The sequence below is a fragment of the Arthrobacter sp. LAR12-1-1.1 genome, from assembly GCF_040676555.1.
In the GTDB taxonomy this organism is placed as follows: domain Bacteria; phylum Actinomycetota; class Actinomycetes; order Actinomycetales; family Micrococcaceae; genus Arthrobacter.
This window is the reverse complement of the sequence record NZ_JBEGIG010000001.1, coordinates 854,040-877,449: the sequence shown is the minus strand read 5'-3', so window position 1 is coordinate 877,449 and position 23,410 is coordinate 854,040. Positions and strand designations below refer to the sequence as shown.

At 66.2% G+C, this 23,410-nt stretch carries 23 protein-coding genes and 1 pseudogene; 9 read left to right on the top strand and 15 right to left on the bottom strand.

Annotated features, from left to right (window positions below; genetic code table 11):
* Positions 1–208: 208 nt before the first annotated feature.
* The gene (locus MRBLAR12_RS04040; protein WP_364743689.1) at positions 209–1,186 is read right to left on the bottom strand and encodes an IS1595 family transposase; all 978 of its coding nucleotides are present in this window, start codon (positions 1,184–1,186) and stop codon (positions 209–211) included.
* 934 nt (positions 1,187–2,120) lie between these two features.
* Between MRBLAR12_RS04040 and MRBLAR12_RS04035 the strand changes: the two genes are divergently transcribed.
* The gene (locus tag MRBLAR12_RS04035; protein ID WP_364743686.1) at positions 2,121–2,531 is read left to right on the top strand and encodes a hypothetical protein; all 411 of its coding nucleotides are present in this window, start codon (positions 2,121–2,123) and stop codon (positions 2,529–2,531) included.
* A 225-nt stretch (positions 2,532–2,756) separates the two neighbouring features.
* Here MRBLAR12_RS04035 and MRBLAR12_RS04030 read toward each other — a convergent pair whose 3' ends face one another.
* Both MRBLAR12_RS04030 and MRBLAR12_RS04025 read right to left on the bottom strand, forming a co-directional pair.
* Positions 2,757–3,590 carry a sulfurtransferase gene (locus tag MRBLAR12_RS04030; protein ID WP_364743683.1) on the bottom strand — a complete coding sequence of 278 codons (834 nt, stop codon included), beginning with the start codon at positions 3,588–3,590 and terminating at the stop codon, positions 2,757–2,759.
* A gap of 322 nt (positions 3,591–3,912) precedes the next feature.
* Positions 3,913–4,239, bottom strand: coding sequence for a hypothetical protein (locus MRBLAR12_RS04025; protein ID WP_364743680.1), 327 nt, complete (start codon positions 4,237–4,239; stop codon positions 3,913–3,915).
* 126 nt (positions 4,240–4,365) lie between these two features.
* Between MRBLAR12_RS04025 and MRBLAR12_RS04020 the strand changes: the two genes are divergently transcribed.
* Together MRBLAR12_RS04020 and MRBLAR12_RS04015 are read left to right on the top strand one after the other, a co-directional pair.
* Entirely contained in the window at positions 4,366–4,626 is a 261-nt protein-coding gene (locus MRBLAR12_RS04020) for a hypothetical protein (RefSeq protein WP_364743677.1), read from the top strand.
* 23 nt (positions 4,627–4,649) lie between these two features.
* A complete protein-coding gene (locus MRBLAR12_RS04015; RefSeq protein ID WP_364743674.1) occupies positions 4,650–5,183 on the top strand; it encodes a GNAT family N-acetyltransferase in 534 nt (177 codons plus the stop codon).
* Positions 5,184–5,201: 18 nt separating this feature from the next.
* Here MRBLAR12_RS04015 and MRBLAR12_RS04010 read toward each other — a convergent pair whose 3' ends face one another.
* The 3 genes from MRBLAR12_RS04010 to efeO are packed head-to-tail and all read right to left on the bottom strand — an operon-like array spanning position 5,202 to position 8,454.
* The gene (locus tag MRBLAR12_RS04010) at positions 5,202–5,858 is read right to left on the bottom strand and encodes a hypothetical protein (protein ID WP_364743671.1); all 657 of its coding nucleotides are present in this window, start codon (positions 5,856–5,858) and stop codon (positions 5,202–5,204) included.
* Entirely contained in the window at positions 5,855–7,267 is a 1,413-nt protein-coding gene (gene efeB / locus MRBLAR12_RS04005) for an iron uptake transporter deferrochelatase/peroxidase subunit (RefSeq protein ID WP_364743668.1), read from the bottom strand. The genes MRBLAR12_RS04010 and efeB overlap by 4 nt, the downstream gene beginning before the upstream one ends.
* Entirely contained in the window at positions 7,264–8,454 is a 1,191-nt protein-coding gene (gene efeO, locus MRBLAR12_RS04000; protein ID WP_364743666.1) for an iron uptake system protein EfeO, read from the bottom strand. The genes efeB and efeO overlap by 4 nt, the downstream gene beginning before the upstream one ends.
* Before the next feature lie 232 nt (positions 8,455–8,686).
* Between efeO and MRBLAR12_RS03995 the strand changes: the two genes are divergently transcribed.
* Complete coding sequence (locus tag MRBLAR12_RS03995; RefSeq protein ID WP_364743772.1) at positions 8,687–11,263, top strand: AMP-binding protein; 2,577 nt, start codon at positions 8,687–8,689, stop codon at positions 11,261–11,263.
* Here the strand turns inward: MRBLAR12_RS03995 and MRBLAR12_RS03990 are convergent.
* On the bottom strand, positions 11,206–12,045 hold the full coding sequence (locus MRBLAR12_RS03990; protein WP_364743663.1) for an alpha/beta hydrolase: 840 nt from the start codon (positions 12,043–12,045) through the stop codon (positions 11,206–11,208). The genes MRBLAR12_RS03995 and MRBLAR12_RS03990 overlap by 58 nt on opposite strands.
* Positions 12,046–12,193: 148 nt before the next feature.
* Here MRBLAR12_RS03990 and MRBLAR12_RS03985 point away from each other — a divergent pair, with 148 nt between their 5' ends.
* Both MRBLAR12_RS03985 and MRBLAR12_RS23700 read left to right on the top strand, forming a co-directional pair.
* A complete protein-coding gene (locus MRBLAR12_RS03985) occupies positions 12,194–12,682 on the top strand; it encodes a hypothetical protein (protein ID WP_364743660.1) in 489 nt (162 codons plus the stop codon).
* 663 nt (positions 12,683–13,345) lie between these two features.
* Positions 13,346–14,135, top strand: a pseudogene (locus tag MRBLAR12_RS23700) (GNAT family N-acetyltransferase).
* A gap of 68 nt (positions 14,136–14,203) precedes the next feature.
* Here MRBLAR12_RS23700 and MRBLAR12_RS03970 read toward each other — a convergent pair.
* Positions 14,204–15,646, bottom strand: a complete 1,443-nt coding sequence (locus MRBLAR12_RS03970; protein WP_229994049.1) for an AAA family ATPase — start codon at positions 15,644–15,646, stop codon at positions 14,204–14,206.
* A 51-nt stretch (positions 15,647–15,697) separates the two neighbouring features.
* Positions 15,698–16,456: a VOC family protein gene (locus tag MRBLAR12_RS03965; protein WP_364743652.1), complete on the bottom strand. Its 759-nt coding sequence runs from the start codon at positions 16,454–16,456 to the stop codon at positions 15,698–15,700.
* A 1,294-nt stretch (positions 16,457–17,750) separates the two neighbouring features.
* Here MRBLAR12_RS03965 and MRBLAR12_RS03960 point away from each other — a divergent pair.
* The gene (locus tag MRBLAR12_RS03960; RefSeq protein ID WP_364743649.1) at positions 17,751–18,494 is read left to right on the top strand and encodes a GAF and ANTAR domain-containing protein; all 744 of its coding nucleotides are present in this window, start codon (positions 17,751–17,753) and stop codon (positions 18,492–18,494) included.
* Positions 18,495–18,518: 24 nt separating this feature from the next.
* Here MRBLAR12_RS03960 and MRBLAR12_RS03955 read toward each other — a convergent pair whose 3' ends face one another.
* The 4 genes from MRBLAR12_RS03955 to MRBLAR12_RS03940 form a co-directional block, all read right to left on the bottom strand.
* Positions 18,519–19,019: a DinB family protein gene (locus MRBLAR12_RS03955; RefSeq protein WP_364743646.1), complete on the bottom strand. Its 501-nt coding sequence runs from the start codon at positions 19,017–19,019 to the stop codon at positions 18,519–18,521.
* Positions 19,020–19,121: 102 nt separating this feature from the next.
* Complete coding sequence (locus tag MRBLAR12_RS03950) at positions 19,122–19,781, bottom strand: MBL fold metallo-hydrolase (protein WP_364743643.1); 660 nt, start codon at positions 19,779–19,781, stop codon at positions 19,122–19,124.
* Positions 19,778–20,863 (bottom strand): S-(hydroxymethyl)mycothiol dehydrogenase, encoded by a 1,086-nt coding sequence (locus MRBLAR12_RS03945; protein WP_229994055.1) that lies wholly within the window; start codon positions 20,861–20,863, stop codon positions 19,778–19,780. Before MRBLAR12_RS03945 ends, MRBLAR12_RS03950 begins: the two co-directional genes overlap by 4 nt.
* Positions 20,864–20,987: 124 nt before the next feature.
* On the bottom strand, positions 20,988–21,245 hold the full coding sequence (locus MRBLAR12_RS03940; protein WP_011692168.1) for a mycoredoxin: 258 nt from the start codon (positions 21,243–21,245) through the stop codon (positions 20,988–20,990).
* 166 nt (positions 21,246–21,411) lie between these two features.
* Between MRBLAR12_RS03940 and MRBLAR12_RS03935 the strand changes: the two genes are divergently transcribed.
* On the top strand, positions 21,412–22,158 hold the full coding sequence (locus MRBLAR12_RS03935; protein WP_290369364.1) for an SOS response-associated peptidase: 747 nt from the start codon (positions 21,412–21,414) through the stop codon (positions 22,156–22,158).
* Positions 22,159–22,188: 30 nt separating this feature from the next.
* On the opposite strand, the gene MRBLAR12_RS03930 is transcribed toward MRBLAR12_RS03935, so the two are convergent.
* Positions 22,189–22,611 carry a VOC family protein gene (locus tag MRBLAR12_RS03930; RefSeq protein WP_229994056.1) on the bottom strand — a complete coding sequence of 141 codons (423 nt, stop codon included), beginning with the start codon at positions 22,609–22,611 and terminating at the stop codon, positions 22,189–22,191.
* A 14-nt stretch (positions 22,612–22,625) separates the two neighbouring features.
* On the opposite strand from MRBLAR12_RS03930, the gene MRBLAR12_RS03925 reads away from it, so the two are divergent.
* Positions 22,626–22,952 (top strand): chorismate mutase, encoded by a 327-nt coding sequence (locus MRBLAR12_RS03925; protein WP_229994057.1) that lies wholly within the window; start codon positions 22,626–22,628, stop codon positions 22,950–22,952.
* A gap of 21 nt (positions 22,953–22,973) precedes the next feature.
* Here the strand turns inward: MRBLAR12_RS03925 and MRBLAR12_RS03920 are convergent, their stop codons facing one another.
* Positions 22,974–23,360, bottom strand: a complete 387-nt coding sequence (locus MRBLAR12_RS03920; protein ID WP_229994058.1) for a hypothetical protein — start codon at positions 23,358–23,360, stop codon at positions 22,974–22,976.
* Positions 23,361–23,410: the final 50 nt, after the last annotated feature.

The following is a 23,410-nucleotide window of genomic DNA, read 5'->3' as shown; positions in this document are numbered from 1 at the left end:
GACGAGTTGAGCAGCCTCAACGGGATCGCGGTCTTGTTCGAGTACCAGGTGGCCGACGGCAAGTCCGAAGGCCGCCTGTTCGAGTGGAAGTAGCGCTGCACGACTCGGAAACCGACCTGATGCCCCCTGTCCCGGTGAAGGATCCCTCGCCGGGCGGGCAGTTAGTTGCCCCGACCGCCTTGGTCACCAGGTCCCGATGGCGATCGATTCACTCGGGGGCTCGGTGCGGGTCCGCCTCGTGGGGAATGACTAGGTCCTTCAACGGCGCCGGGTCTGTGTTCGTTGCCTGCTGGAGGAGCCGATAGAACAGCAGCCCGCGGCTCTTGGCGGTGCGGCGGTTGAAGCGGAAGGTGAACTCGTCCAGGTAGTAGGCCAGCTGCTCCCTCGAGATGCCCTGATGCAGGGTGCCGTCGATCCAGCGTTTGAGCTGGGAGGCGGCCATGTGGACGGCGGGCATGTTGACGTGCGCGGGGATGACCGATCCGAGCTGGGTAAAGTACTCGTGCTTGTAGCCGAGGTCGGCGAAGCGCCTCAGCTGTCTTGCCCCGTCGGTGCGGATGGTGGAACCGGGGGCGACGACGCGCTGGCCGAACTTCACCAGGGCGAGCCTGCGGTCGGCCGGCCCGGGCTCGAGGCGGATCCGTCCGATCCGGTTGTGGTCCAGGTGCTCTGCGGCGACCAGGACCGAGATCTTGTCGGGGCCGACGCCGGGCATGCCGCGGTGGACCCCACCGATGAAGCACTCGTCGACCTCGACAAGCCCGGAGAGCATCTCGCGGTCGGGCCGGACCATGGCCCGGCGCAGCTTGTGCATCCACGCCCACGCCGTCTCATACGATCTCATCCCCAGGACCCGCTGGAGGCCGAGAGCGGACACGCCGTTCTTCTGAGACGTCACGAACCACACCGCCGCGAACCACGTGCGCAGCGGAGTGCGGGTGCGGGCGAAGATCGTCCCGGCCGTCACCGACGTCCGGCGCGAGCACCCCTTGCACATCCACAGCCCGGCGCCCGTGCGCCAGTAGTCGCGGTTCCCGCACTTGGGGCAGACGAACCCGTCCGGCCATCGCAGCTTGGCCAAGTACTCGAGACACGCCTCATCGGTGCTGAACCACTCAGGGAATTGCCCGAACGTGTTGGGGTAGTCCACGCCGGCCCGCGGCATCTGCGGCAGCAAATCGGCCATACCCCAGCCTACTTCAGCCAAGCAGATACCCAATACATATGTTCGAATAGACACGCCAAAGAAGACGGCAACCACGCCCAGTTGCATCTGATGCATGATCCACGCAGCTCCAAGTATGGAGCGCGGCTACGACGTTTCAGCGATCCGCGCTCCTGCCCGGGGCCTCCGGCGGGCCGGGTTGCACGCCAGTGGGGACAGCCTGAGCTGTGCGGAGGGCTCCACCTGCCCCCAATGGGCACAACCCGGCGCAACGGTGTGCTGTTTTGACCGGATGGTCGGCCGCGGGGTTTATCGGGGTATGAGGAAGCCTCCGCGCGAATCAAAGGACTCAAACGTGGAGGAACCCGCGCGAGGCCGTCGCGGTAGGCCGGGTGAAGGTTTCCTTCGGCTGCTTCGCGCCGACGATCGGAGAGCCACCGGGCCATCGACCGTTCCGCCTTGTGCTCGGAGCGGTCACGGGGGAGCCCGCCCTCGGACGTGATCCAGCCGATGATTTCTTCCATGCGGGCAAGGCCCGCGGGAGAGGGGCCGGGCTTGGCGCCGGCGGCGGCTTGGTGTTCGGCCTCGAGTTCCGGGTCCTGACGGCGGGCGATGACCAGGTGGTAGCCGACGAGGGCGGGATGAACGCGCACGAGCTCAGCGATGCGTTTCCGGCTCAGTCCGAGCCGGTACATCAACACCCATTCCGCGTCAGGAGCGCGCCGCAACCGCATGTCCATGATGGACCCCATCCTGCCACCTGGCGATAAGGCAATCGGGACGTCATCGGAGGGACCCCTGGAAGTAGAATTAACACACAGGCCGGTCTCGGTATCGGTAGAGCAGCAGATCTCCCCTTGCCCGCCAGATCTCGCCCGCCGGTTCGTCCTCGGTCGCGAAGCCGTGATGCCTCTGCATTCGCACGGGCACACGATCCTTCAAGGAAGGATTTTCGATGTCCGAGAACCCAGAATCTGCAGCCCAACAGCACGATAACAGCACCCCGAAACCCCCCGTTGAAAGGGAGGCCGGCCAATATTCCGGCGGGGATTACGGCGAAGGCGGAACGGTTAGCCAGGACCAGACCGGGCCGGAAGGCGGAGGATACGCCGGAGGGGATTACGGCGAAGGCGGGACAGCGGAGGACCAGGGACCGGAAGCCGGAGGATATGCCGAAGGGGACTACGGCGAAGGCGGGACAGTGGGGGACCAGGCCGGACCGGCAACCGGAGGATATGCCGAAGGGGACTACGGAGAAGGCGAAACGGAGCGCCCCAGCGGCGGTGGAGACGGTGCGCTGGACGCTGAGGATGCAGCTCCTGGCCCCGCTGACGACGACACGGAAGGCACGGGCCGGAAAGCCTGACTCCCTTACAGCCGACCCCCCGCGCTGGTAAGGAAAACGCACCGAGCTGCCGCCGGACCGCCGCACCTCAGCCAGCCGCGGGCTGCTGTTCTACCGCCTCCTCCAACAGGCCACGAACACCGACCCCGCGCCGCTGAAGGACCTCGTCATCCCCGGCGACAGCGACCAGTGACTACGTCTGGGACCATGTGACGCGGGCTTGTTCCAGGACCTCCTCGGCTTGCTCTACCTCTCTGCGATGCGTCGCGGGTCCTCGGCATATTCGGACCAGCCGCCGGGGTAGAGGAGGCCACGACCGAGCCCGACATGTTCGAGGGCCAGCAGGTTGTGGCACGCCGTGATGCCCGATCCGCAATAGGAAACGACAGCAGAGCCGTCCCGGACCCCGGCACGCGCGAACGCCTCGCGTACCTCGGCGATAGGCCGCAGCCGGCCAACGGAGTCGAGATTCTCTCGGCATGGCACATTCACCGCGCCAGGGATATGCCCGGCTTGGGGATCCGTGGGGAGCTGAAGGCTGCCGCCGAAGCGGTCGGCATGGCGGGCATCGACCACGATGCCGGCCCATGCCTCGAGGTCGTCGGCTTGCACCAGGGACTCCTCGGGCCATGGAGCCGCTGTGAAGCTCGCTGGCGCAGGATGCACTGGGTCTCTGTCGAGCAGACCCGGCCATGCCGCAATCCCGCCATCGAGCAACGCCGCCCGCTTCCCGAGCGCCCGCAGCATCCACACGAGCCGTGCCGCAATGACGCCCCCGGCGTCGTCGTAGGCGACGACCGTCGAGTCGTCGCCTACACCGAGAGAAGACATCCCCCGGGCGAACACCGCCGGATCGGGCAGCGGATTGAGCCCTCTCGCACCGGCGCCGCCGGACAGCCACGCGTCGAGGTCCACGAACACGGCACATGGGATGTGCCCACTGTCGTACGCCCCCCGCCCAGAGGAACCGTCGAGGTACCAGCGCGCGTCAGCGACAACCACGCCATCGCGGTGCCTTTGCAGCCAGGCTCCGTCGACGAAAGGAGGAATAGAGTCCGGGATTGCCTGAGTCGCGTCCATGCCCCACGATATACAGAAAGTCCATAATTCAAGACAGAATGTCTCATATATCGAGATTACCGTGCCACATCTCTGCGTTGCGGCCTGATCAGGGGCAGTCCAGGTCGCCGATCAGCCCGGCCATTGCGGGACGACTTCAGCCAAGCAGATACCCAATATCCGGATTCGAACGAGCCCGGCGGGGTAGGAGCGCCCCGGCTCACATACTTCTTGCCGGCGGCCCGGACTGCTACGGCATAGCGGACCTCGACGTCCTGGACCGTATCGAAAGGTATCCGGTGGTCGCGGAGGCCGTTGAACACGGTCAATTTCAGCTGAGTGTTTACTCAGTGAGTTCGGCCAGCACTTCGGCCGCGTCCGTGTTGCCGGCGGATGCCAGCCGCCGAAGCTCCGCTAGGTCTTCCTTTTCAGCTGCGAGTTCCACGAGCTGATCCTCGGCGTCTTTGCTGCCGCCGTCGGCAAGATGCCGCAGCTCGTCGAAGTCTTCCCGCTCCGCGGCCAGCTCGATGAGTTCACCTATAGCGTCGTTGTCACCACGGGCAGCCCGCTCCCGGAGAGCTGAAAGTTCAGATTCTGACATCGCGTTGACCTTCCATGAAATGATTCTGCCGGACTCTTCCGGGCCGCCGCCGAGGTCGATGTGGCTCATCACGGCCAGGGGAGAGGCAGACAGGAGTGTTAGTGCAGAGTACCGCGCTGTAGGGATCGGCCGTACTGTGATGCCTGCCAGGTGTTCGAGCGGCCGGACCGGCCGCTGAGCTGCCGAGGAGGAACCGTGGAGGAAGCGCCTCAGCTGCGCCCGCCCAAGTGGTGGCCCTGGGCAGTGGCCATTCTGCTGGTGATCGCCGTCGACGCTTTTCTAATCGGCTCTCGGACAGGTGAGTGCATCGACTACACGGCGGAGTCGGGCGCCGTCAGCACCTGCACGAGCGGCCCGGTCCTTGGTGCGGAAGGCACGTGGCTCCTTGCCGCGGTCAGCGTCCTCGTCATCAGCCATTTCGCCCGCCGCCTGGTGCGCGCCGCACGGCACCGGTGACCTCACTTGATAGATTCGCCACCATGACCACTCCGGACATCAGCGTCAGGGCCGCGACCGAAGACGACGCCGCACGGCTGGCCGAGATCCATGTTGCGGCCTGGCGGGCCACCTACCGTGGGGTCATGACCGATGAGTATCTTGACGGTCTCGACGTCGGGCGGGCGGCGTCTGCGTGGCACCGCAACATCATGGAGCCCGGGGAAGGGACTGTTCACCTCGTGGTCCAAAGCGGCAATGAGGTTGTGGGTTTCGCCATCCTCGGTCCTGCTGCCGGTGACTCGGACCAGGGAACCGGTCAGCTCCACGCGATCAATGTGCATCCGGACAACTGGGCACAGGGCGCAGGCTCCGTCCTGTTTGCGGCCGCAGAACAAAAGTTCATCGAACTCGGCTACGAGCGGGCGTTTCTGTGGGTGGAGAAAAGCAACAATCGGGCCATCGGCTTTTACACCAACCGCCGCTGGCTCGACGACGGCGGGACGCTGGAAGACACCAGATTCGATCCGCCTGTGGCTGAGAACCGCCACAGCCGGACGTTCCCGCCCGCGCGGTAGCCGACGGACTCGCCGGCGTCAGGCTCCCGTCCAGCGCCGCAGCGTGCTGTTGAGCAGTCCTACCAGCACGGACGTCCACCAGCAGGTTTGAGAAATGCACAAAGCCGCGAGCAAGCGCGCCCGCAGCCCGGCCGCCACCGCCGTGAACAAGGTTTCCGGCGGCAGTTGGTGCAGTTGCTTCATGGTTTTGGTCAGGACCAGGCCGTTGAGCATGAGGACCAGGATGCTGACGAGTTTGATTTGCGTCGGAGGGCTGGAGAGATCGGGGTGCAGCAATGCACCGGAGATGAGCAGGATGGCCAGCCCGCCCCAGATCAGCGGTTGCGCGGCGGAATCGAGCCGCCGGGTGTCGTGGACGTCGCGGCGGCCCAGGAGCCACAGCAAACCCACCCAGTCGAGTACCAAGATGGCTCCGAAGGACAGCACGAGGGCCAGGATGTGGCCGGCGAGGGCAATCCGGTGGATCTCCGGGCCGGGGTCCAGGAACCCGCCGGCCAGCACGGACGCCAGCCACGCCGCCGAGCACCCCACTCCCAGCAGCACGAGTTTCAGAGTGGACTTGCCCGTTCGTCTGCCGGGCCCGCCGATGCCGGGTCCCGGATGTTCCTTGCCGTTGGGCCGGCCTGTTCCCTCGGTTCCGGGCGGACTGCCGGCATCGGTGAGGGCCGCCGTCATGCGAAGAGCCCTTCGCCGATGAAACCCCCCGCCCTGGTTCCCGGGGGAACCGCGAACAGGCCCGAGCCGGTGTGTTTGAGGTATTCCAGGGCCAGCGTGTCCTCCTTCGCCATGGCCAGCTGCATGGGCACGTAGTGGGTCCTCGGGTCTGTGACGAAGGCGATGAAGAACAGTCCGGCGTCGAGGTGCCCCAGACCGTCCGAGCCGTCGGTGTAGTTGTAGCCGCGCCGGAGCATCTTGACGCCGTCGTTCTGGCTCGAGTGCGCGAGCCTGATGTGGGCGTCCAGCGGGATCAGTGGTTCCCCGCTGCGCCCCTGGATCTCGAAGTCGGGGGCGGTGAATTCCTCGCCGCCGGAGAGCGGGGCACCGGCGCCCTTGGTGCGCCCGATCAGGGCCTCCTGTTCGCGCAGCGAGGTGCGGTCCCAGATTTCGATGTGCATCCGAATCCGGCGCGCCACAAGGTACGTGCCGCCGGCCATCCAGCCCTCTTCCGGTCGCGTTCCCCGGCCCGCCCACACGTGCTCGTCCAGCAGGGCGGTGTCCTCGGCTTTAAGGTTGTTGGTGCCGTCCTTGAAGCCGAAGAGGTTCCGCGGGGTGGTCTGGGACCGTGAGGTGGAGGAGGTCCGGCCGAAGCCCAGTTGGGACCAGCGCACGCGCGTTTGCCCGAATCCGATGCGGGCTAGGTTCCGGATGGCATGGACCGCCACCTGGGGGTCGTCGGCGCAGGCCTGCACCACGATGTCGCCGCCGGTGCGTCCGGGCTCCAGGTCGTCGCCGGGGAAGTGCGGCAGGTCGATCAGGGCGTCCGGGCGGCGCCCCTCGAGCCCGAAGCGGGCCTTGCCGTCCTTCTCGAACAGGCCGGGGCCGAACCCAAAGGTAAGCGTGAGTTTGCCGGCCCCCAGGTCCAGGGCCTCGCCCGTGTCCTCGGGCGGGGCGTCATAGGGGCCGTCGACGGCGCCGCTGCTGCCGGTGCTGCGCCCCGCGGTCATCGCCGCGGCGGCGGCGGTCCAGTCCTTCAGGAGCCGGATGAGCTCCGCGCGGTCCTCCGTGACGACGTCGAACGCTGCAATGTGAAGGCGGTCCTGGGCCGGTGTGACGATGCCTGCCTGGCGGTCACCATGGAACGGGATGATGTCGCCGGGCGCTGCCAGCGGCGCGGCCGCTGCCGCCACGGCGTCGTGGCTGAGGAAGCCCGCCGCCAGGCCGGCGACGGCGCCCGCGCCGCCGGCACCTGCGAGGGACAGGAGCCCGCGGCGGGACAGCCGGCCCTTTCCCGGACCGGAGGCTGCTGGCGGTGCTGGCGTGGCCGCTGCTCCTGCTGCCTTGGCTGATTCCGGTGCGTTAGCTGATTCGGGGGTGCCGCCGTCGGGCGTCTGGCCGGGGGTGCCGCCGAAGGGGCAGCCGCTCACAGGACCACTGCCGACGTGAGCTTGGCGAGCGGTTCGCCCAGGGCATCGACCAGGGCGGCGAGCTGCTGGACTTCGGTCTGGCTGAGCTCGTTGTAGTACGCGAAGCCTTCGCCGGTGGAGTGCTGCTTGAGCCCGGCCTGCAGGGCTGCGAACTTGGCCTCGAGCGCCTCGGACAGGGCCGGGGCCTTCTGCTGCAGCACGGGCTTCAGGCTTTCGAAGGCGATCCTTGCTCCGTCAACGTTGGCCTGGAAGTCCCAGAGATCGGTGTGGGACCAGATTTCTTCCTCCCCGGTGACTTTGCCGGTGGCCACTTCGTCCAGGAGCTCCTTGGCGCCGTTCCCGATCTTGTCCGCGGTGAGCTCCACGGTGCGGGTCCGCTGGGCCAGGTCCTCGGTGTCGGCAACGAGCTGCGTGGCGATGGCGGCACGCTCCGCCTTTGTCTGCGGGGTGTAGCTGGCCGGCGGGAACAGGTCCTTCTCGGCCCGGTGCCAGCCAGTCCATTCCTGGCCGGGTTCGAGGTCGGCCTCGCGGGCATCGAGCTTGGGGTCGAGATCCCCGAACGACTCGGCAACCGGCTCGATGCGCTCCCAGTGCATACGGGTGGCGGCATAGAGCCCGCGGGCCTTCGCGGCATCTCCGGCAGCGTAAGCCGCGGCGAACTCCTTCGTCCCGTCCACCAGCTGGTCGGTCTGGTCCTTGACGTAGACAGAGTACTGGCGGGTGCCGGTGTCCAGCAGCTCCTGAACATTGGCGTCGACGGCGGGTCTGCTGCCGGAGTCCGTGACGTCGAAGCCGGCGCGAATGCCGTCGCCCTGCATTCCGGGCTTGCAGGACGTGGTGTACTTGCCGGCGGCCGCGGTGACCACCAGATTGCGGCTCAGGCCGGGGCCGATATTCTCCACTTCGCCGATGACCCGGAGTCCGTCCTCGGCCAGAAGGTAGAAGTCGGCGGCCTGGGGGCCTTCGTTCTTGACCGCGAACGTCAGGTTGCCGCTGGCGACCTGGTTGGCCGAGACCTTGCATTCGGTCTGGGTGCTGGTGACCTGGATCGGTCCGTCGGCTGCTCCCGGGGTCTTTGAGTTGGCCATGCAGCCGGCGAGGGCCAGGGGAGCGGCGGTTACCGCCGCAACCAGCGCAAGTGTCTTCCGGAACCGGGGAGCGCTTTTGGGCAGGGTGAAACTGGGCATAGGGGATTTCCTTGGATCGGTCGGGTGGAACGTGCGGTTGAGGCGGAAGCGTGTGGGCCGTTGTACGTGCGGGTTCCTCGAGCGACGATGCTGAAGAAACCCGTACTTAGGTGAACCTAAATAAGGAGGATACCCACTCCGGGCGATTACGCAAACCTTTCATGCCCTAATTTGGCTTAGGCAAGCCTAATCTAATAACATCGTCCGGGTGACCACGCAGCAGCTTGATTTCATGCGGGTGCCCTTTGCCGCCGATCTTGCGAGCTACGGGGACAGCCCTGCCATCCTGACCGACACCCTGGCAATGACGTACCGGGAGCTGGCGGATCGCGTCGATGCCTTCGCCCTGCGCCTCGGCACCACGCGGCGCCTCGTGGCGCTTTCGGCAGCCAACGACGTCGATTCGCTGGTTGCCTACCTGGCGGCGCTCGTAGGCGGCCACCCCCTGATCCTGTTGCCCGAAGACAAACCGGCCGCCCTGGAATCCCTCGTTGCGGCCTACGACCCCGACGTCGTCGTCCGGGCCGGCAACGGCCAACTCCTGCTGGACGAGCGCCGGGCCGGTACACGGCACGAACTGCACCCGGACCTGGCGCTCCTGCTCAGCACGTCCGGCTCCACGGGCTCGCCCAAGCTCGTCCGCCTCTCCCATGCAAACCTGCAGTCCAACGCCGAGTCGATTTCCGAGTACCTGAAAATCGGCCCGGAGGACCGTGCCGCGACGACGCTGCCCATGTCCTACTGTTACGGGTTGTCTGTGATCAACAGCCACCTGCTCCGCGGTGCCGGGCTGGTCCTCACCGACTTTTCCGTGGTTGATCCGTGCTTCTGGGAGCTCTTCCGACGCCGTGGGGCCACGTCCTTCGCGGCCGTTCCGTACACCTTTGAACTGCTGGAACGGGTCGGGTTCGAGGACTTGGACCTGCCCAGCCTGCGCTACATCACCCAGGCCGGGGGCCGGCTGGCGCCGGAATCGGTGAGGAAATATGCGGAACTGGGCCGCCGAAACGGCTGGGACTTCTTCGTCATGTATGGCCAGACCGAGGCGACGGCCCGGATGGCGTACCTCCCGCCGGAACTGGCGGCGGAGGTCCCGGGCGCGGTGGGCATTCCGGTGCCGGGCGGTTCGTTCAGGATCGACCCGGTGCCCGGGTTGGAACACGGCGAACTCGTCTACACCGGTCCCAACGTCATGCTCGGCTATGCCGAAAGCCCGGCGGACCTCGCCGCGGGCCGCGCCATTACCGAGCTCCGCACCGGCGACCTCGCCCGGCTACACCCGGCGGGCGTCTACGAAGTGGTGGGGCGGCGCAGCCGGTTCGTCAAGATCGTGGGACTTCGCGTTGACCTGGGGCAGGTGGAGCGGCTCCTGGCCGACCTCGGTGTGCAGGCCGCCAGCGCGGGGACAGACGACGGCGTCGTTGTCGCCGTGGAAGGCGACCACGACGCGCACCTGCTGGGCAAAGTCCTCGCCCAGGGCATGGGGTTGCCGCGCGCGGCCCTTGAGGTACGCGCCGTCGAGCATCTCCCGCGCCTGGCCACGGGCAAACTGGACTACCAGGCCGTCCTGGCCCTGTCCCGGCTTAAAGCAGTGGCAGCACCTGAGGCCGCGAGCGTTAGCGGCGCGCCGGACAGTGTCCGGAAGATCTTCGAGGACGCCCTTGAGTGCGCCGAGATCGGCGACGGCGACACCTTCGTCTCCCTGGGCGGGGACTCGCTGTCCTACGTGGCCGCGTCGGTCCGCCTGGAACAAGCCCTGGGCCACCTCCCGCCGGACTGGCACGTGACTCCGGTCCGGGACCTGGAGCCGCGGCCGCGTACCGCACCGGTCCGGAAGCGTCGACGGTTCTTAGCACCGGTCGAAACGAGCATCGTGCTGCGGGCCGTGGGGATCGTCCTGATCGTAAGCACACACGTCGGCCTGTTCAGTTGGCAGGGTGCCGCCCACGTACTCATGGCCGTGGCCGGCTACAACTTCGCCCGCTTCCAGCTCTCCGGAAAACGGGTGCCGCGGCTGAAGCGGCAGCTGGGCAGCGTGGCAAGAATCGTGGTGCCGAGCATGGCGTTCATCGCGGTGGCCTACCTGATCACTGACAACTACGCGCCCGCCAATATCCTGCTGCTCAACGCCGTCCTCGGCCCGGAGGCGGTGACCACCCAATGGCACTTCTGGTTTATCGAAATTCTTGTCTACCTGCTTGTGGGGGCGACGGCGCTGCTAGCCATTCCGTGGGCGGACCGAGCAGAGCGGCGCTTCCCCTTGCTCTTTCCGCTGGCGCTGACCGGCGCTGGGCTCCTGACCCGCTTTGAGCTGGTGAACCCCGGAGTGCCGCACACCGCGCCTGCACTGTGGCTCTTCGCGTTGGGTTGGGCCATTGCGCGGTCCCGGACCTTAGCCCAGCGTTGCATGGTCTCGGTCATTGCGGCACTGACCGTTCCGGGGTTCTTCGAGAACCCGGGCCGGGAGTGCACTCTCCTCGTCGGAATCCTGCTGCTCATCTGGCTGCCCAGCGTCCCGGTGCCCAAGGGCCTCCGCCGCCTCACGGTGGTGCTGGCCAGCGCCTCCCTCTACGCGTACCTGGTTCACTGGGTGGTCTATCCGCCGCTGGCCGGGATAAGCCCCGCGCTGGCCGTAGCAGTCTCACTCGCCGTGGGAGTAGCCTACTGGGCGCTCTGCATGAGCGTGATCGGCGCAGTCAGCCGACGGCGGACACGCGCTGCCGGGCGCTCTTGGCGCGCTCGCAGCCGGCATCAAGCCAGGCTCTTGCCCAGGAACGCGAGGACATCCGGGAGGATGGAGCGCCAGTAGCCGCCGTCGTGGCCGCCAGCCTGGAAGCCTCCCTCGTGTTCACCCGGAAGGTCCTTCACGTAGTCCTTGACGCTGAAGAGCAGGTTGTCCGCCGTGCCGCAGTCGATCCGCTTCGGCAGCGGCTCCAGCTCCGGCCGGAGGGCAAAGATGTCGTTGGCCGCAAAGTCCGCGGCGCTGTCGAAGTTGTCGGACCGGCCGGCGTCGTACAGGCTCCAGACGGCGGGGCTCATCGCGGCGACGGCGCGGAGCCCGGGGACGCGGTGCTGGGAGGCCAGGAGCAGGGCGCCGAAGCCGCCCATCGACAGGCCGAACACGGCGAGCCTGCCGGTGTCGGCGCCCTGGCCGGCCAGCAGGGGGAGGAATTCCTCCACCAGCATGGCCTGCGTGTCTGTTCCGGATTCCCGGCGATGCCACCACGATTCGCCTCCGTCGATGGCAGCGATCGCGAAAGGCGTCCCTCCCCGGGCCACATGCCGTGCCAGGACGCCGCCCGCGTCCAACTCGTCGAAGACCATGCGGTGGTCCGCGCCCGTTCCGTGCAGGAACAGGGCAACGGGCAAGGGGCCGGAGGGGCTGCCACCGGTGGATCCGGGTACGGCCAGTGACCAGCCCGTGAGTTCCTGCGGCCGGAACCGTGAGGTGAAGCTGCCGCTGCGCATGGCGATGGGTGGGGCTGGCGGCTCCTGGCTGGACGCGCCCGGGCCGGCGCACCCCGCGACCGACGCCGCTGCCACGGCGCCGAGCCCCAGCAGGCTGCGTCGGGAAATTCCGGGTGATCCCATGGCCCGATCATAGGCCCGACCCGGCAGTGGGGGAGTTGTTGCCATGCGGGCGGCGGCTCAAATGGGTCACGGCACACTCCGGCAACAATTGCGGTACGAATTCGGGACAACAGTGGGCGTTTGCCGGTGTACCAGCGACACTGACGGCATGGCTTTTCACCTGAAGGACCGTGAAGGGCGCTCCGCGATCTGTGCCACGATTGGGGCACTGGTGCTGGTTGCCGCCACCTCGGGGTGCTCGTCCACCACGGGCGGGGCGCCGCCGTGTTTACCGCCCGCCTATTCGCTGACCCCGACGGAAGCCAAACCGGGGCAAAGCGTGACGGTGGCAGCGGCGGACGCCGACTGCAATCCCCGCTACGGCAAGAACGCACGAATCCAGGTGAGCGTCACCGACGCAACAGGGGCCGAAGTCGTCAAGACCACCTCCGCCATGAACGACGCCGGTGGGTTCAGTTACACGTTTGTCGTACCCGCCCGGACCGCCGTGGGGGATGCCGCCGTAACCGCAGTGCCTTACAACATTGACTGGTGCGATGACACCGGCAGGAACAACCGCGTGGCGGGAGCACGAGACGTGCCCTTCGTGCGGGTGTCGTGTGTGGTGCCTGTGAAGCCCCTGGCCATCACCCGCTAAGGGACCGCCAGCGCGGAGGACACACCGGCTTGGTCCTATACTGGCGTTCAATTGCGGGCCTGACCACCGGGGCAGCAGGAACGCGGCAGGTAGCGTCGGGTTTACTGAGGGGGCTGGGCAGGATATGGGGCGTCGAGGAAAGATTGCTCTGGCGGTCGTAGCGGCAATCGTCGTAGGCGTTGCCGGCTTTTTCGCGAATGTCCATTTTCAGAATGAAGCCAACATTAGACAGATGAAGGCAATCGCGGATCGGCTTCAGACTTCCCCCGGGTGGGAACCCATCGGAGGGACACAAGCACCCCTGGGTGGGGCGTTGTGCATCCCAATTGACGGACCATGCGCAATCTATGCGTACAGGTGGGACACGCACAGGCCGTACCGCGCCGGTGATCTGGAGCGATACATCGATCAGGTTGGACTGACTCCCGACGAGTACAAACCGTGCCTCAGGGAACGAAGGATTAACGCAGGAGGCCTGATGTGCCGGGGCGTCGGGAGGATCGATGGCTGGGACGTACGGATCACCATTGACGACTATGGCCCGGCGTCCGGCAGTTACACGACGCAGATCGTGGTTGAACGCTACGGCTACTGAAGGTCGACGCCGAGGCTCCTGAGGTGCCGTCTCCAGGTCCGAAACCGGACAATGTACCGTGGAGGCCGATGACTCTTTCTGAAGAACTTCTTATGGCGTACGACCAGCAACTCCGGACGGATGCCGAGACACCCAGTGCCATCGCCGTTGAACGGGTGGGCCCGTTACGCCTGGTGACCTTCGCAGGCGGCCGAGGCTTCGTGACTTATCAGGACCTCGATAAGGCCAGTGCCGTGACGATCGCGCATTGGGTGGCCGAAGTGCTCGCGTTTTACCGCAGCGATCCCGCAGTCGTGCGGGTTGAGTGGAAGACCCGTGGCCACGATCATGCACCCGGACTCCATGTCGCACTGCTGGAGAACGGTTTTGAGCCCGATGAGACCGAGTCGATCATGATCGGGCCGGCCAGCGCGTTGAATGTCGACGTGCAGCTCCCGCCCGGCGTCAGCCTGCGGCGGGTGACCGAAGAACGGGACATTCGCGCCCATGTGCGCAATGCAGGACGAGGTTTTCGGCACTGACGTCTCCGACGGCAATGCCGACGCAATCCTGCGTCGCGTGGCTCTGGACGACGGTATGGAACTGTGGGTCGCCGAACATGGTGGGGCGATTGTCAGTGCGGGCCGCCTCGAGCCGGTACCGGACACGGAAATCGCGGGCATCTGGGGCGGGGCAACGCGGGCAGAATGGCGCGGCCGGGGTATCTACCGGGCGCTCACCGCGGCCCGGGCTCGAGCCGCGCTAACGCTCGGTAAGAAACTCATCCACAGCGACTCAACAGAATATTCGCGACCGATTCTGGAACGCTATGGCTTGCACCGGGTGTCAACAACCACTCCGTACCGCTGGCGGCGCTGACGGCCCGCGCGCTGAAGATCTCCATCCTTAGCTGACCGGACGATTCGACTCCAGATCCAGGCACTTTCCTAGCGCCCGGAATGAAAGGTTGCCGGCGGCCCGGGGAACGGTCCTCCATTGCCCTCGGTGTCGCCCTCGGCGCCGCTGCCGAGGAGGCTTCGGGTGAGGGCGGCGCCGTCGGCCATCAGGTCATCCACAGCCTTCCCCAGATGGTTGTCCGCGACCGGCATGTCTTCCAAGGCGCCGGCAACGACCGCCCGGCGGACGAGTTCGCGTGCGAACGAGGCGGTGGTGCCTTCGGTGCGGGCTGCGGCATCTTCAATCGCGTTCGGGCTGAAGGGAATGCCGCGGGCATACAGTTTGATCAGCGAGACCCGCTCCGCCTGGGCAGGGAGGGGAATTTCGACGGCCAGGTCCACACGCCCGGGACGCTGTGCCAGGGCGCGTTCGAGCATGTCCACGCGGTTGGTGGTGAGGATGAACGCGACGTCGGCGTCGCTGGCTAAACCGTCCATGGCGTCCAGCACCTCGAATAGCAGCGGTTGGGGTCCGTGCCCGAAGCTGCGGTCCTCGGCGATCAGATCGCAGTCCTCAAGAACGACGATGGAGGGCTGCAGCGCCCTGGCCATGGTGGCGGCTTCTGAGATCCTGGCGAGCGATCCTCCCGAGAGAAGGATTGCTGTGACACCGTCGCTCCGGCTCAACAAATACCGCACCGTGTGGGTCTTGCCGGTCCCAGGCCTGCCATAGAGCAGGACGCCGCGCTTGAGGTGCTGGCCGTACTTGTTCAGAGAGTCCCGGTGCTCCGCGATACCTAAGGTGTGGTCGGAGACTTTCTCCAGCAGGCCACCGGGCAGGATGACATCGGAGGCGGCAAGGGCCGGCCGGGCGTGAAAGGTCACCCCGGCGGCGCTAGGACCATACTCGCCCATCACCAACGAAATGACCTGCCCCTTGAGCACGCTGCGGTGTTGCATCCGCCGGCGGAACTCCGAGAGGAAGCGTGCGGCCTGATCTGTAGCGTCGGCCAAAACTTCAAGGGAAGCTGACTGACGGCCATACCGGGGGTTGGCGTCCCGCTGCAGCACCGCGATCGGGCTGCCTCCGTAGCTGAAGAGCCACAGTCCCAGGGCCACGGCCTGCCGCTGTTCGTCCGGACCGACAGCGAGGTTTGCGTAGTCCGGCTGGGACAGGGGGTATTGAGGAAATATCTGGGACTGCTGCAACATGTCGCTCAGCGAATTATGGTGCCTTTGGTCTCCGCCGCCGATCCCCACGAGCCGGAACTCCGGGTCCTCTGCAGCGAGCTCTTCCATGAGGATGTCTGCGTCCACGAACCGGTGCGGCGGAATCTCCTCAACCACCACAGCCACTGATTCTGCCTGGACCGCCAAATGCTCGGTGAGCGTGGTCAGCAGCTGGGTTCCCCGCTGAATCCGGTGCTGCCCGGACTGCGCAAGCTCCACCAGCCGCGCGAAATTGTCGATGAACTTCCCCAAATTTTCATCCATGGGCTGACCCTACCAGCGCCGCAATCGGGTGGCGCTGCTCTCCAGGAAGCGTCAGCCTGCGGTTGCACTGACCGCGATGGTGCCGCCCTGGGGGTCCCTGATCACGGCGCTGCGGAATCCCGGTGTGTCCATGGGTGCCATCAAAATGCCGCCACCCAGTGCTACGGCGTGCTCGGCGACGGCGTCCGCGTCGCGGACAGCGAAATTGACGCTCCAATGCGGCGGGACCGCGACGCCGTCCGTGGCCGTCACGACCGCCACGACCTGACCCGAGCGCAGCCACAGCGAGAAAGGAGCGTCCGGCACAGATTCCAGTACCCAGTCGAACATTTCGCCGTAGAACGCTTGGGCCCGACCGATATCTGTGGTGTGCAGCGAGCTCATGGCCCAGGAATTGGGCTCATTGGCCAGCTCGGCACCGTCGTTCTCGCCGGCCTGCCGCAAACAGAATGGAACGCCGGTGGCGTCGGCGAGCATAGCAATGCGGTTACCGGAGCCGGCCCCAATCTGTCCCAAGGGCTTGCCTCCCGCCTGCTCGGCACGAGCCAGGGCTTCCCCGACGTCGTCGACACGCACGTGGGTGATCCACCCCGGAGGCGATAGCGGCGGTGCCTGTCCGATGCCGGCCACCAGCCGCCCGCCCAGGCGCGCGGTGTAGTAGTCGCCATCGAAACCGGACGGCATCGGCGTTGGGTCGTCGAAACTCCAGCCGAAGAGCGGACCGTAAAAGTCTCGGGCCGCCCGCGGATCTGGCTGCAAAGTGTCGACCCAACACGGCGCACCGACTGAGGAGGTATTTCGCGCTGTCATTGAAGAAACCCTTTCGACCGGGCCACGTGGGGCGGGAATATTGTTTCCCATGCCCGCGCATTCGAGCAAGACCGCACTGGCGCCTACAGAGTTCCAGAACGGTGCCACAATCCCCACAGCGGAAATATGGCCTCTTTTATTGGCGGCCAGGGGCTGGGACCGAATCTGCTGGAACTCCATACCCGCGCAGGAAATCGCCGTCACCCGCGGGACCCGGCTCCCCGTGCGGTACGCTCACAAAGATATTTTGGCTATTGGGGGGGACCATGAATAAGGGAATGAAATCTGGAATTGCAGTCGTAGCGCTCAGACCAGGAAGTCCGGAGCATGATGACCGTTGAGCGAATGGTGAAGGCTGGCAAGACCGTCCAAGAGATCCAGCGCTACTACCCGGAGTACTCTCCGTCCACCAAGTAACGCTGTCGCCCCACTTCGGACGCGATCCGCTGTGCATGAGTGCAAAGCGTTCGGATTCTCAAGATGTGGAACCACAGGCCTGCGTCGACGGAAAAGTCGCATGTGAATTGTTACTCTCTTTTCCTTTTGTGCGGCAAATGCAATTGCTATTCTGAATTTGGTCAGGCAGAGGCTGCTCACTTCGTTGCGGGGAGTTACTGTCTTATGCCGACCAGACTCGATGTCACCGACACAGCCGGCGCGGACTCTCTGGCGGTCGCCCTGAAGCCACTCGGCTATCTGACCGTCCGCAGCGCCGCCGCCTCACCGGAGCCTGGTAGGGGCGGTGTCGCATGATTGGCACAGGGTCACAGAGGCGCCCCGGCACTAGGATCTTTTACACGTTCCGGCACTGGCCGCAGGTGCCGACTGGCGACCTCCTGCAACTCCGACAGGCGCTGGCGAGTAGCCAGGAGCCGGAAGACCAAGACGCCGCCTCCGAGCTCCTGCGGATCATCAACGCGGAACTGCGCGGGCGCGGCCGGCGCCGCGAGTGGCGTCTGGCCCTCATTGGCGCGCGGTCAGGCCGCAGGCACGCGGGCAGACGGTCCGGCAAACAGGACCAAAAGCCTGATCCTGGCCTCCCCTAGACCAGCGCGGATGCGGCCCTGTGAAAACAAATCGGGGGTGGCCGCATCCGCGCTAAACGCACTCACAGTGCAAAGCATTGCACTTGCTCGGCCGGCGCCTGACGGCGTGGACGGGCGGGCAGGTCGCCACTACGCAACGGGCGTGGTGCCCGGCCTCGGCGGCCGATGAAGCCGGGCAATAAGACCCGTCCTCCCTCGGTGCCCGCATTGTACGATCATTTGGGGGCGTGCGGCCGGAAGGAGCCGGAGTGGAACTTGCAGGGCAGCGTTTTGTTGGCAGGACCGCGGAGCAGCTTCAAGACCTCGTGCTCTCAAGCGAGGATCTGGAAGAATTTTTGGGCGAACTGGCCCAGCACGCGGCCATTGGGCTATCCCACGCAGAGCGCGAAGTCATCGGCGCCGTAACCGTGGCGAGGCCTAAGAAACCCGCCGCGACCGGTGCCGGCAGCCAGAGGGCATTTGAACTTGAAGAGCTTCAGGCCACGGCCGGCGAGGGCCCCTGCATCTCCGCGATGAGCGGAGCACACACCGTATATGTCAGGGACGTGACCCGAGAGGGCCGGTGGCCGGAATTCGGTCAAGCGGCTGCGGAGCGGGGCTATGTTGCCGTCCTGGCGGTCCCCATCGATCTGGACGGCGAATGCCGGGCCGCCCTGAGCTTCTACGCCACTCACCGTTCCGGATTTACGGACGGGGAAATCCTCACCGCGGAAAACGTTGCCCGGCAGCTCTGCCTGCCCCTGCGTCTGAGCCTGCGGATCGGCCGCCTCCAGGAAGCCCGCGACGACCTCGCATCCGCCATGAAGTCGCGTACGGTCATCGACATGGCAATCGGCGTGGTCATGGCCCAGAACCGGTGCCCCCCGGATGAGGCGTTCACATTGCTCCGCAAAGCCTCCAACGCCCGCAACACCAAGCTGCGCGACGTCGCGGCATCGATCGTGGCTGCAATAGCCGGCACCACGGACATTCGTTCACGCTTCGATTTGTAGGGGACGCCTGAGCGGCCGGGGCCGTCAGGAACGTGCAGCGAGGATCTGCTCGCGCAGAATGTCCGCGTGGCCGCAATGCTGGGCCAGTTCCCTGAGCATGTGCAGATAGACCCACCGCAGCGGCAGCGGACCGCGGCGGTTGCCGCTGACGACGTCGTCAAGGTCGAGGGAAGCGGCCCGGCGGCGTGAGTCCTCGCAGGCCTGGACGTAGGCGGCCCGGAGGCCCGCGATGGTGTCGTCCTCCTCGAGGGTGAACGATTCATCGGGCGTGGCCGGAATGCCGATTTCCTTCCGCGTCCTGCCCGTGATGGCCTCGTCAAACCAGACCTTTTCGACGAAGGTGGAGTGCTTGAGAAGCCCCAGGAGAGTGGTCCTTGACGGTACCAGAGATGCCCGGGCCTCCGGCTCTGAGAGCCCGTCGAGGCAGGCCTGAAGATCCGCACGGTGCTCATCGAGGAAGGCATCGAACTGGGTCCGCATGTCTGCGGTGAAAGTTGCCGGATCCATGCTGGGGTTTGGTCTCATGGCCCCACATCCTAGTACCAGCCGGCCGGGTTTCGGGGGACCCGGACCCGCCCGTGCGGTCCTGGTCCCCACGAATCCGACACGGGCGGACCGGGATCGCGGTCAGTGCCCCCGCGCGATCCATTCCTCAAGGTGCGGAGCTTCGGCGCCGATCGTCGTCGGGTCCCCGTGCCCGGTCCGGACCATCGTGTCCGCCGGGAGCGGCAGGAGCCGGTTCCGGATGGAATCGATGATGGTAGGGAAGTCACTGAAGGATCGTCCGGTTGCTCCCGGGCCGCCCTTGAACAGCGTGTCCCCGCTGAACACCGTGTTTTCAAGCTCTGCGCCTTCCAACTCAATGCCTTCGCTTTCGAGGAGGAAACACACGGACCCCGGCGAATGCCCGGGGGTGTGAAGCGCCACCAGCCTCGCCCCTGCGACGTCGAAGGTGTCGCCGTCGGCAATGGCGTGGTCCGGCTCGGTGCCGGGGAACACCCGCTCCCACAGCATCCAGTCATCCCGGTTCAGGTACACGGGGGCGTTCACGAGCGCGCGGACCTCGCCCAGGGCGCGGATGTGGTCGTCGTGGCCGTGCGTGAGCAGGATCGCCGTGACCTTCCTTCCCGCCACAGCGGCGGCGACGGCGGCGGGATCGTGGGCCGGGTCGATGATGACGCATTCGGCGTCATCCCCGAGGATCCAGACGTTGTTGTCAACCTCCCACGTGCCGCCGTCGAGCGAAAACGTCCCGGAGGTGACCAGCCGGTCGATCCGGACGCTCACAGCTCCACCACCGAGCGCAGCACCGCGCCGGCGTGCATCTTCGTGAAGGCTTCCTCGATCTGCTCGATCGTGATCCGTTCCGTCACGAAGGCGTCGAGGTCCAGCTTGCCCTGCCGGTAGAGGCTGATGAGCGTGGGGAAGTCGCGCGAGGGAAGGCAGTCGCCGTACCAGGAGGACTTCAGCGAGCCGCCGCGGCCGAAGACGTCCAGCAGCGGGAGTTCCAGCGTCATCTCGGGGCTCGGCACGCCCACCAGGACCACCGTGCCGGCGAGGTCCCGGGCGTAGAAGGCCTGCTTGTACGTTTCCGGGCGGCCGACGGCGTCGATCACCACATCGGCGCCGAATCCGCCGGTCAGTTCGCGGATTGCCTCCACGGGGTCGACGGCGGACGAATCCACCGTGTGGGTTGCGCCGAGCTCCGTGGCGCGCTGGAGCTTCTTGGCGTCGATGTCGACGGCGATCACGGTGGTGGCGCCGGCGAGCGCTGCGCCGGCGACGGCTGCCACGCCCACTCCGCCGCAGCCGATCACGGCGACTGAATCGCCGCGCTGGACGTTTCCGGTGTTGATCGCCGCGCCGATGCCTGCCATGACGCCGCAGCCGAGCAGGCCGACGGCGGCGGGATCGGCGTCGGGGTCCACCTTGGTGCACTGGCCGGCGGCCACGAGGGTCTTTTCGGCGAAGGCGCCGATGCCCAGCGCGGCCGTCAGCTCCGTGCCGTCCTCCAGGGTCATCTTCTGGGTGGCGTTGTGGGTGTTGAAGCAGTACTGCGGCTGACCTCGCCTGCAGGCACGGCACTCGCCGCAGACGGCCCGCCAGTTCAGCACCACGCGGTCACCGGGGGCGACCTCGGTGACGTCCGGTCCCACGGCACTGACAACGCCGGTGGCCTCGTGGCCGAGCAGGAACGGGAAGTCGTCGTTGATCGCGCCCTGTTTGTAGTGCAGATCGGTGTGGCAGACGCCGCAGGTCAGGATGTCCACGAGGGCCTCGCCGGGGCCGGGGTCCGGCACCAGGATCGTCTCCAGGGTGACGTCGGCATTCTTGGAACGGACTACTGCGGCCTTGACTTTATGGACCATGAAACAAGCTCCTCTGCTCTGAACGCGGATTTCTCGCACAACTTACTGGCACAACGGGCGGCGGCGCGGCCCTTTGGAGGCCGCGCCGTCGTGGGTTGGTGTTGTCCTTGGATACAGGAAGGGACTAGGCCGCGAGCCGGCTCTTGACCTCTGCTGCGGAGGGGTTCGTGGCGGCGGTGCCGTCCGGGAACAGCACCGTGGGGACGGTGCGGTTGCCTCCATTGAGCTGCTCGACGAGATCGGCGGTGCCTTCGACTTCCTCGATGTTGATCTCGGTGTACCCGATGCCCTGCGCGTCCAGCTGCTTCTTCAGCCGGTTGCAGTAGCCGCACCACGTGGTCGAAAACATGGTGATGGTGCCGGATTCGGGGGTGAAGTCCACGAAGTTCTCCTCAAGCTTGTGGTTGGGGCCGGCGAGTACGGCCGGGCGCCCACTGAAGTCATACGTCACTGCCAACAACCGTACCCCGCAGCCCGCTATTCCCGCAGGCACAGGGCGGAGCCAGGGTGCGGATGACATGGAATGGGCGCGGTGGCATGCTGGTGCCATGTGTGGACGCTACGTGATGGCCCGGGCCGTCGGAGACCTGCTGGCCGAATTCGACGCCGGGCTGGAGGACGAGATCGCGATTCCGCCGTCGTGGAACGTGGCCCCGACGGCGGATGTGCCGATCCTGCTCGAACGGCTGGTGGACGGAGAGCCGGTCCGCCAACTGCACATTGCGCGCTGGGGTCTGGTGCCCTCCTGGGCCAAGGATCCGGGAATCGGGTCCAAGATGATCAATGCCCGCAGCGAGACGGTGCTGGAGAAGCCCGCCTTCCGGAAAGCGACCCGCGCCCGTCGCTGTGCCGTGCCCGCGGACGGCTACTACGAGTGGAAGGGCGAGGGCCGCAGCAAGCAGCCCTACTACGTCCATCCCAAGGACGGGCACCCCATTGTCTTCGCGGGTCTATATGAATGGTGGAGGGACCCGTCCAAGGCAGAGGGCGACCCGGAGCGCTGGATGCTCTCGACCTCGATCATGACCACCGACTCCCCGCCGGAGGGCTACGCCGGGGGGATGCTGGCCGAGCTGACCGCGCTGCACGACAGGGTTCCGCTGCCCATGAACCGCGAGACCATGCAGACGTGGCTGGACCCGCAGGCCGATGACGCCGCCGGACTCGTGGACCTGGTCCGGGCCGGGGCGCACGACGTCGCGGAAGGCTGGACGATCGACGCCGTCGGCACCGCTGTCGGTAACGTCAAGAATGACTCACCGGAACTCATCCAGCCGGTGGGGGGCCTGTTCTAGCGGCGGCGCCCTCAGGTCCGGTACCAATAGTCAGAGCGTCACTGTGCCGCCGCCGTCGACCGCCCAGCCGGGGTTGAAGGCGATCTCCCAGCGGTAGCCGTCGGGATCGGCAAAGTAGCCGGTGTAGCCGCCCCAGGGCTGGGTCTTCGGTGCCGCGACGATGAGGGCTCCCGCGGACTCGGCTTCGGCCATCACCCAGTCGACTTCCGCCGTGCTGGCCAGGTTGTGGCTGAGGGTGATGCACGCAACGCCGGCAGGGGGATCCGTGGCCGCTTCGGACTGCATTTGGCCCGCGTCCCAGAGCGAGAGGATCAGTCCGTGGTTGACCTGGATGAAGAGCACCTCGCCGGGGACTTCCCGGTGGACCGGCCATCCCAGGCCATCGACGTAGAAGCGGCGTGAGGCGTCAACACTGCGGACACCCAGCGAAATTAAGTCGACTCGTGGCTGCATCTTTCGATACTGTCATGCACATGCCCACAAATCACGCAGACGACAAGACCGCCCAGGCCGACCGGGAACAGCTCGCCGCCGTGCGCGTGGCTGTTGACGAGGTGGACGAGCAGATCGTGTCCTTGATCGGGCGCCGCGAACGGCTGATCCGGATCGCCGGGACCCTCAAGGCGGACAGCGCGGAGGTCCGTGCGCCCGGGCGCGTGGAGCGGGTCATCGAACACGTCCGCGCCACGGCGGAACAGAAGGACATCGACGTCGAACTCGTCGAGAAGACCTACCGGGCGATGATCGACGCCTTCATCACCCTCGAGCTGGAAGTGTACAAGTCCACTTCATAGCAAGGGCTTGTTGGAACGTGCTTAGAGGGACTCTTCGACAGGCACGTTGGCCTGGTATTCCCGGCCGTCACAATCGCTGAAGGCGGTCATGAGGTGGCCCTTGGGCAGGCCCAGCACCGTCGCGATGGGGAAGTTTCCGGTGATGGTGTTCCCTGAGTGTTCCACGCCTGTGAGGTCGAAGTTCTCTTCCGTGCCGTCATGGTTGAAGAAGTAGAAGGAGACCGCCTCGCCGTTCATGAACTCAATTCCCAGTCTGCGTTGATGGGAATAGTCCGGCTCGGCCGCGAGCAGGCCCACCACGTAGGCGCCTTGCCCCGGGATATTTCCGTCGATATCGAAGGTCGCCACCAAGGTTGAATTCTTGGCGGCGACCTTTACGTGCTTCAGGAGTGCGATATGGGAGCTCATGGCTCAATCCTGCTACCTGTGCCATCGTCCGTCCACCCCCGATCTGGGTT

What these genes read in the sequence shown, in the direction of transcription:
- MRBLAR12_RS04040 (WP_364743689.1), bottom strand. Translation starts at nt 1,186, where the DNA reads ATGGCCGATTTGCTGCCGCAGATGCCGCGGGCCGGCGTGGACTACCCC.
- MRBLAR12_RS04035 (WP_364743686.1), top strand. Translation starts at nt 2,121, where the DNA reads ATGTCCGAGAACCCAGAATCTGCAGCCCAACAGCACGATAACAGCACC.
- MRBLAR12_RS04030 (WP_364743683.1), bottom strand. Translation starts at nt 3,590, where the DNA reads ATGGACGCGACTCAGGCAATCCCGGACTCTATTCCTCCTTTCGTCGAC.
- MRBLAR12_RS04025 (WP_364743680.1), bottom strand. Translation starts at nt 4,239, where the DNA reads ATGAGCCACATCGACCTCGGCGGCGGCCCGGAAGAGTCCGGCAGAATC.
- MRBLAR12_RS04015 (WP_364743674.1), top strand. Translation starts at nt 4,650, where the DNA reads ATGACCACTCCGGACATCAGCGTCAGGGCCGCGACCGAAGACGACGCC.
- MRBLAR12_RS04010 (WP_364743671.1), bottom strand. Translation starts at nt 5,858, where the DNA reads ATGACGGCGGCCCTCACCGATGCCGGCAGTCCGCCCGGAACCGAGGGA.
- efeO (WP_364743666.1), bottom strand. Translation starts at nt 8,454, where the DNA reads ATGCCCAGTTTCACCCTGCCCAAAAGCGCTCCCCGGTTCCGGAAGACA.
- MRBLAR12_RS03995 (WP_364743772.1), top strand. Translation starts at nt 8,687, where the DNA reads ATGCGGGTGCCCTTTGCCGCCGATCTTGCGAGCTACGGGGACAGCCCT.
- MRBLAR12_RS03990 (WP_364743663.1), bottom strand. Translation starts at nt 12,045, where the DNA reads ATGGGATCACCCGGAATTTCCCGACGCAGCCTGCTGGGGCTCGGCGCC.
- MRBLAR12_RS03985 (WP_364743660.1), top strand. Translation starts at nt 12,194, where the DNA reads ATGGCTTTTCACCTGAAGGACCGTGAAGGGCGCTCCGCGATCTGTGCC.
- MRBLAR12_RS03970 (WP_229994049.1), bottom strand. Translation starts at nt 15,646, where the DNA reads ATGGATGAAAATTTGGGGAAGTTCATCGACAATTTCGCGCGGCTGGTG.
- MRBLAR12_RS03965 (WP_364743652.1), bottom strand. Translation starts at nt 16,456, where the DNA reads ATGACAGCGCGAAATACCTCCTCAGTCGGTGCGCCGTGTTGGGTCGAC.
- MRBLAR12_RS03955 (WP_364743646.1), bottom strand. Translation starts at nt 19,019, where the DNA reads ATGAGACCAAACCCCAGCATGGATCCGGCAACTTTCACCGCAGACATG.
- MRBLAR12_RS03945 (WP_229994055.1), bottom strand. Translation starts at nt 20,863, where the DNA reads ATGGTCCATAAAGTCAAGGCCGCAGTAGTCCGTTCCAAGAATGCCGAC.
- MRBLAR12_RS03935 (WP_290369364.1), top strand. Translation starts at nt 21,412, where the DNA reads ATGTGTGGACGCTACGTGATGGCCCGGGCCGTCGGAGACCTGCTGGCC.
- MRBLAR12_RS03930 (WP_229994056.1), bottom strand. Translation starts at nt 22,611, where the DNA reads ATGCAGCCACGAGTCGACTTAATTTCGCTGGGTGTCCGCAGTGTTGAC.
- MRBLAR12_RS03925 (WP_229994057.1), top strand. Translation starts at nt 22,626, where the DNA reads ATGCACATGCCCACAAATCACGCAGACGACAAGACCGCCCAGGCCGAC.
- MRBLAR12_RS03920 (WP_229994058.1), bottom strand. Translation starts at nt 23,360, where the DNA reads ATGAGCTCCCATATCGCACTCCTGAAGCACGTAAAGGTCGCCGCCAAG.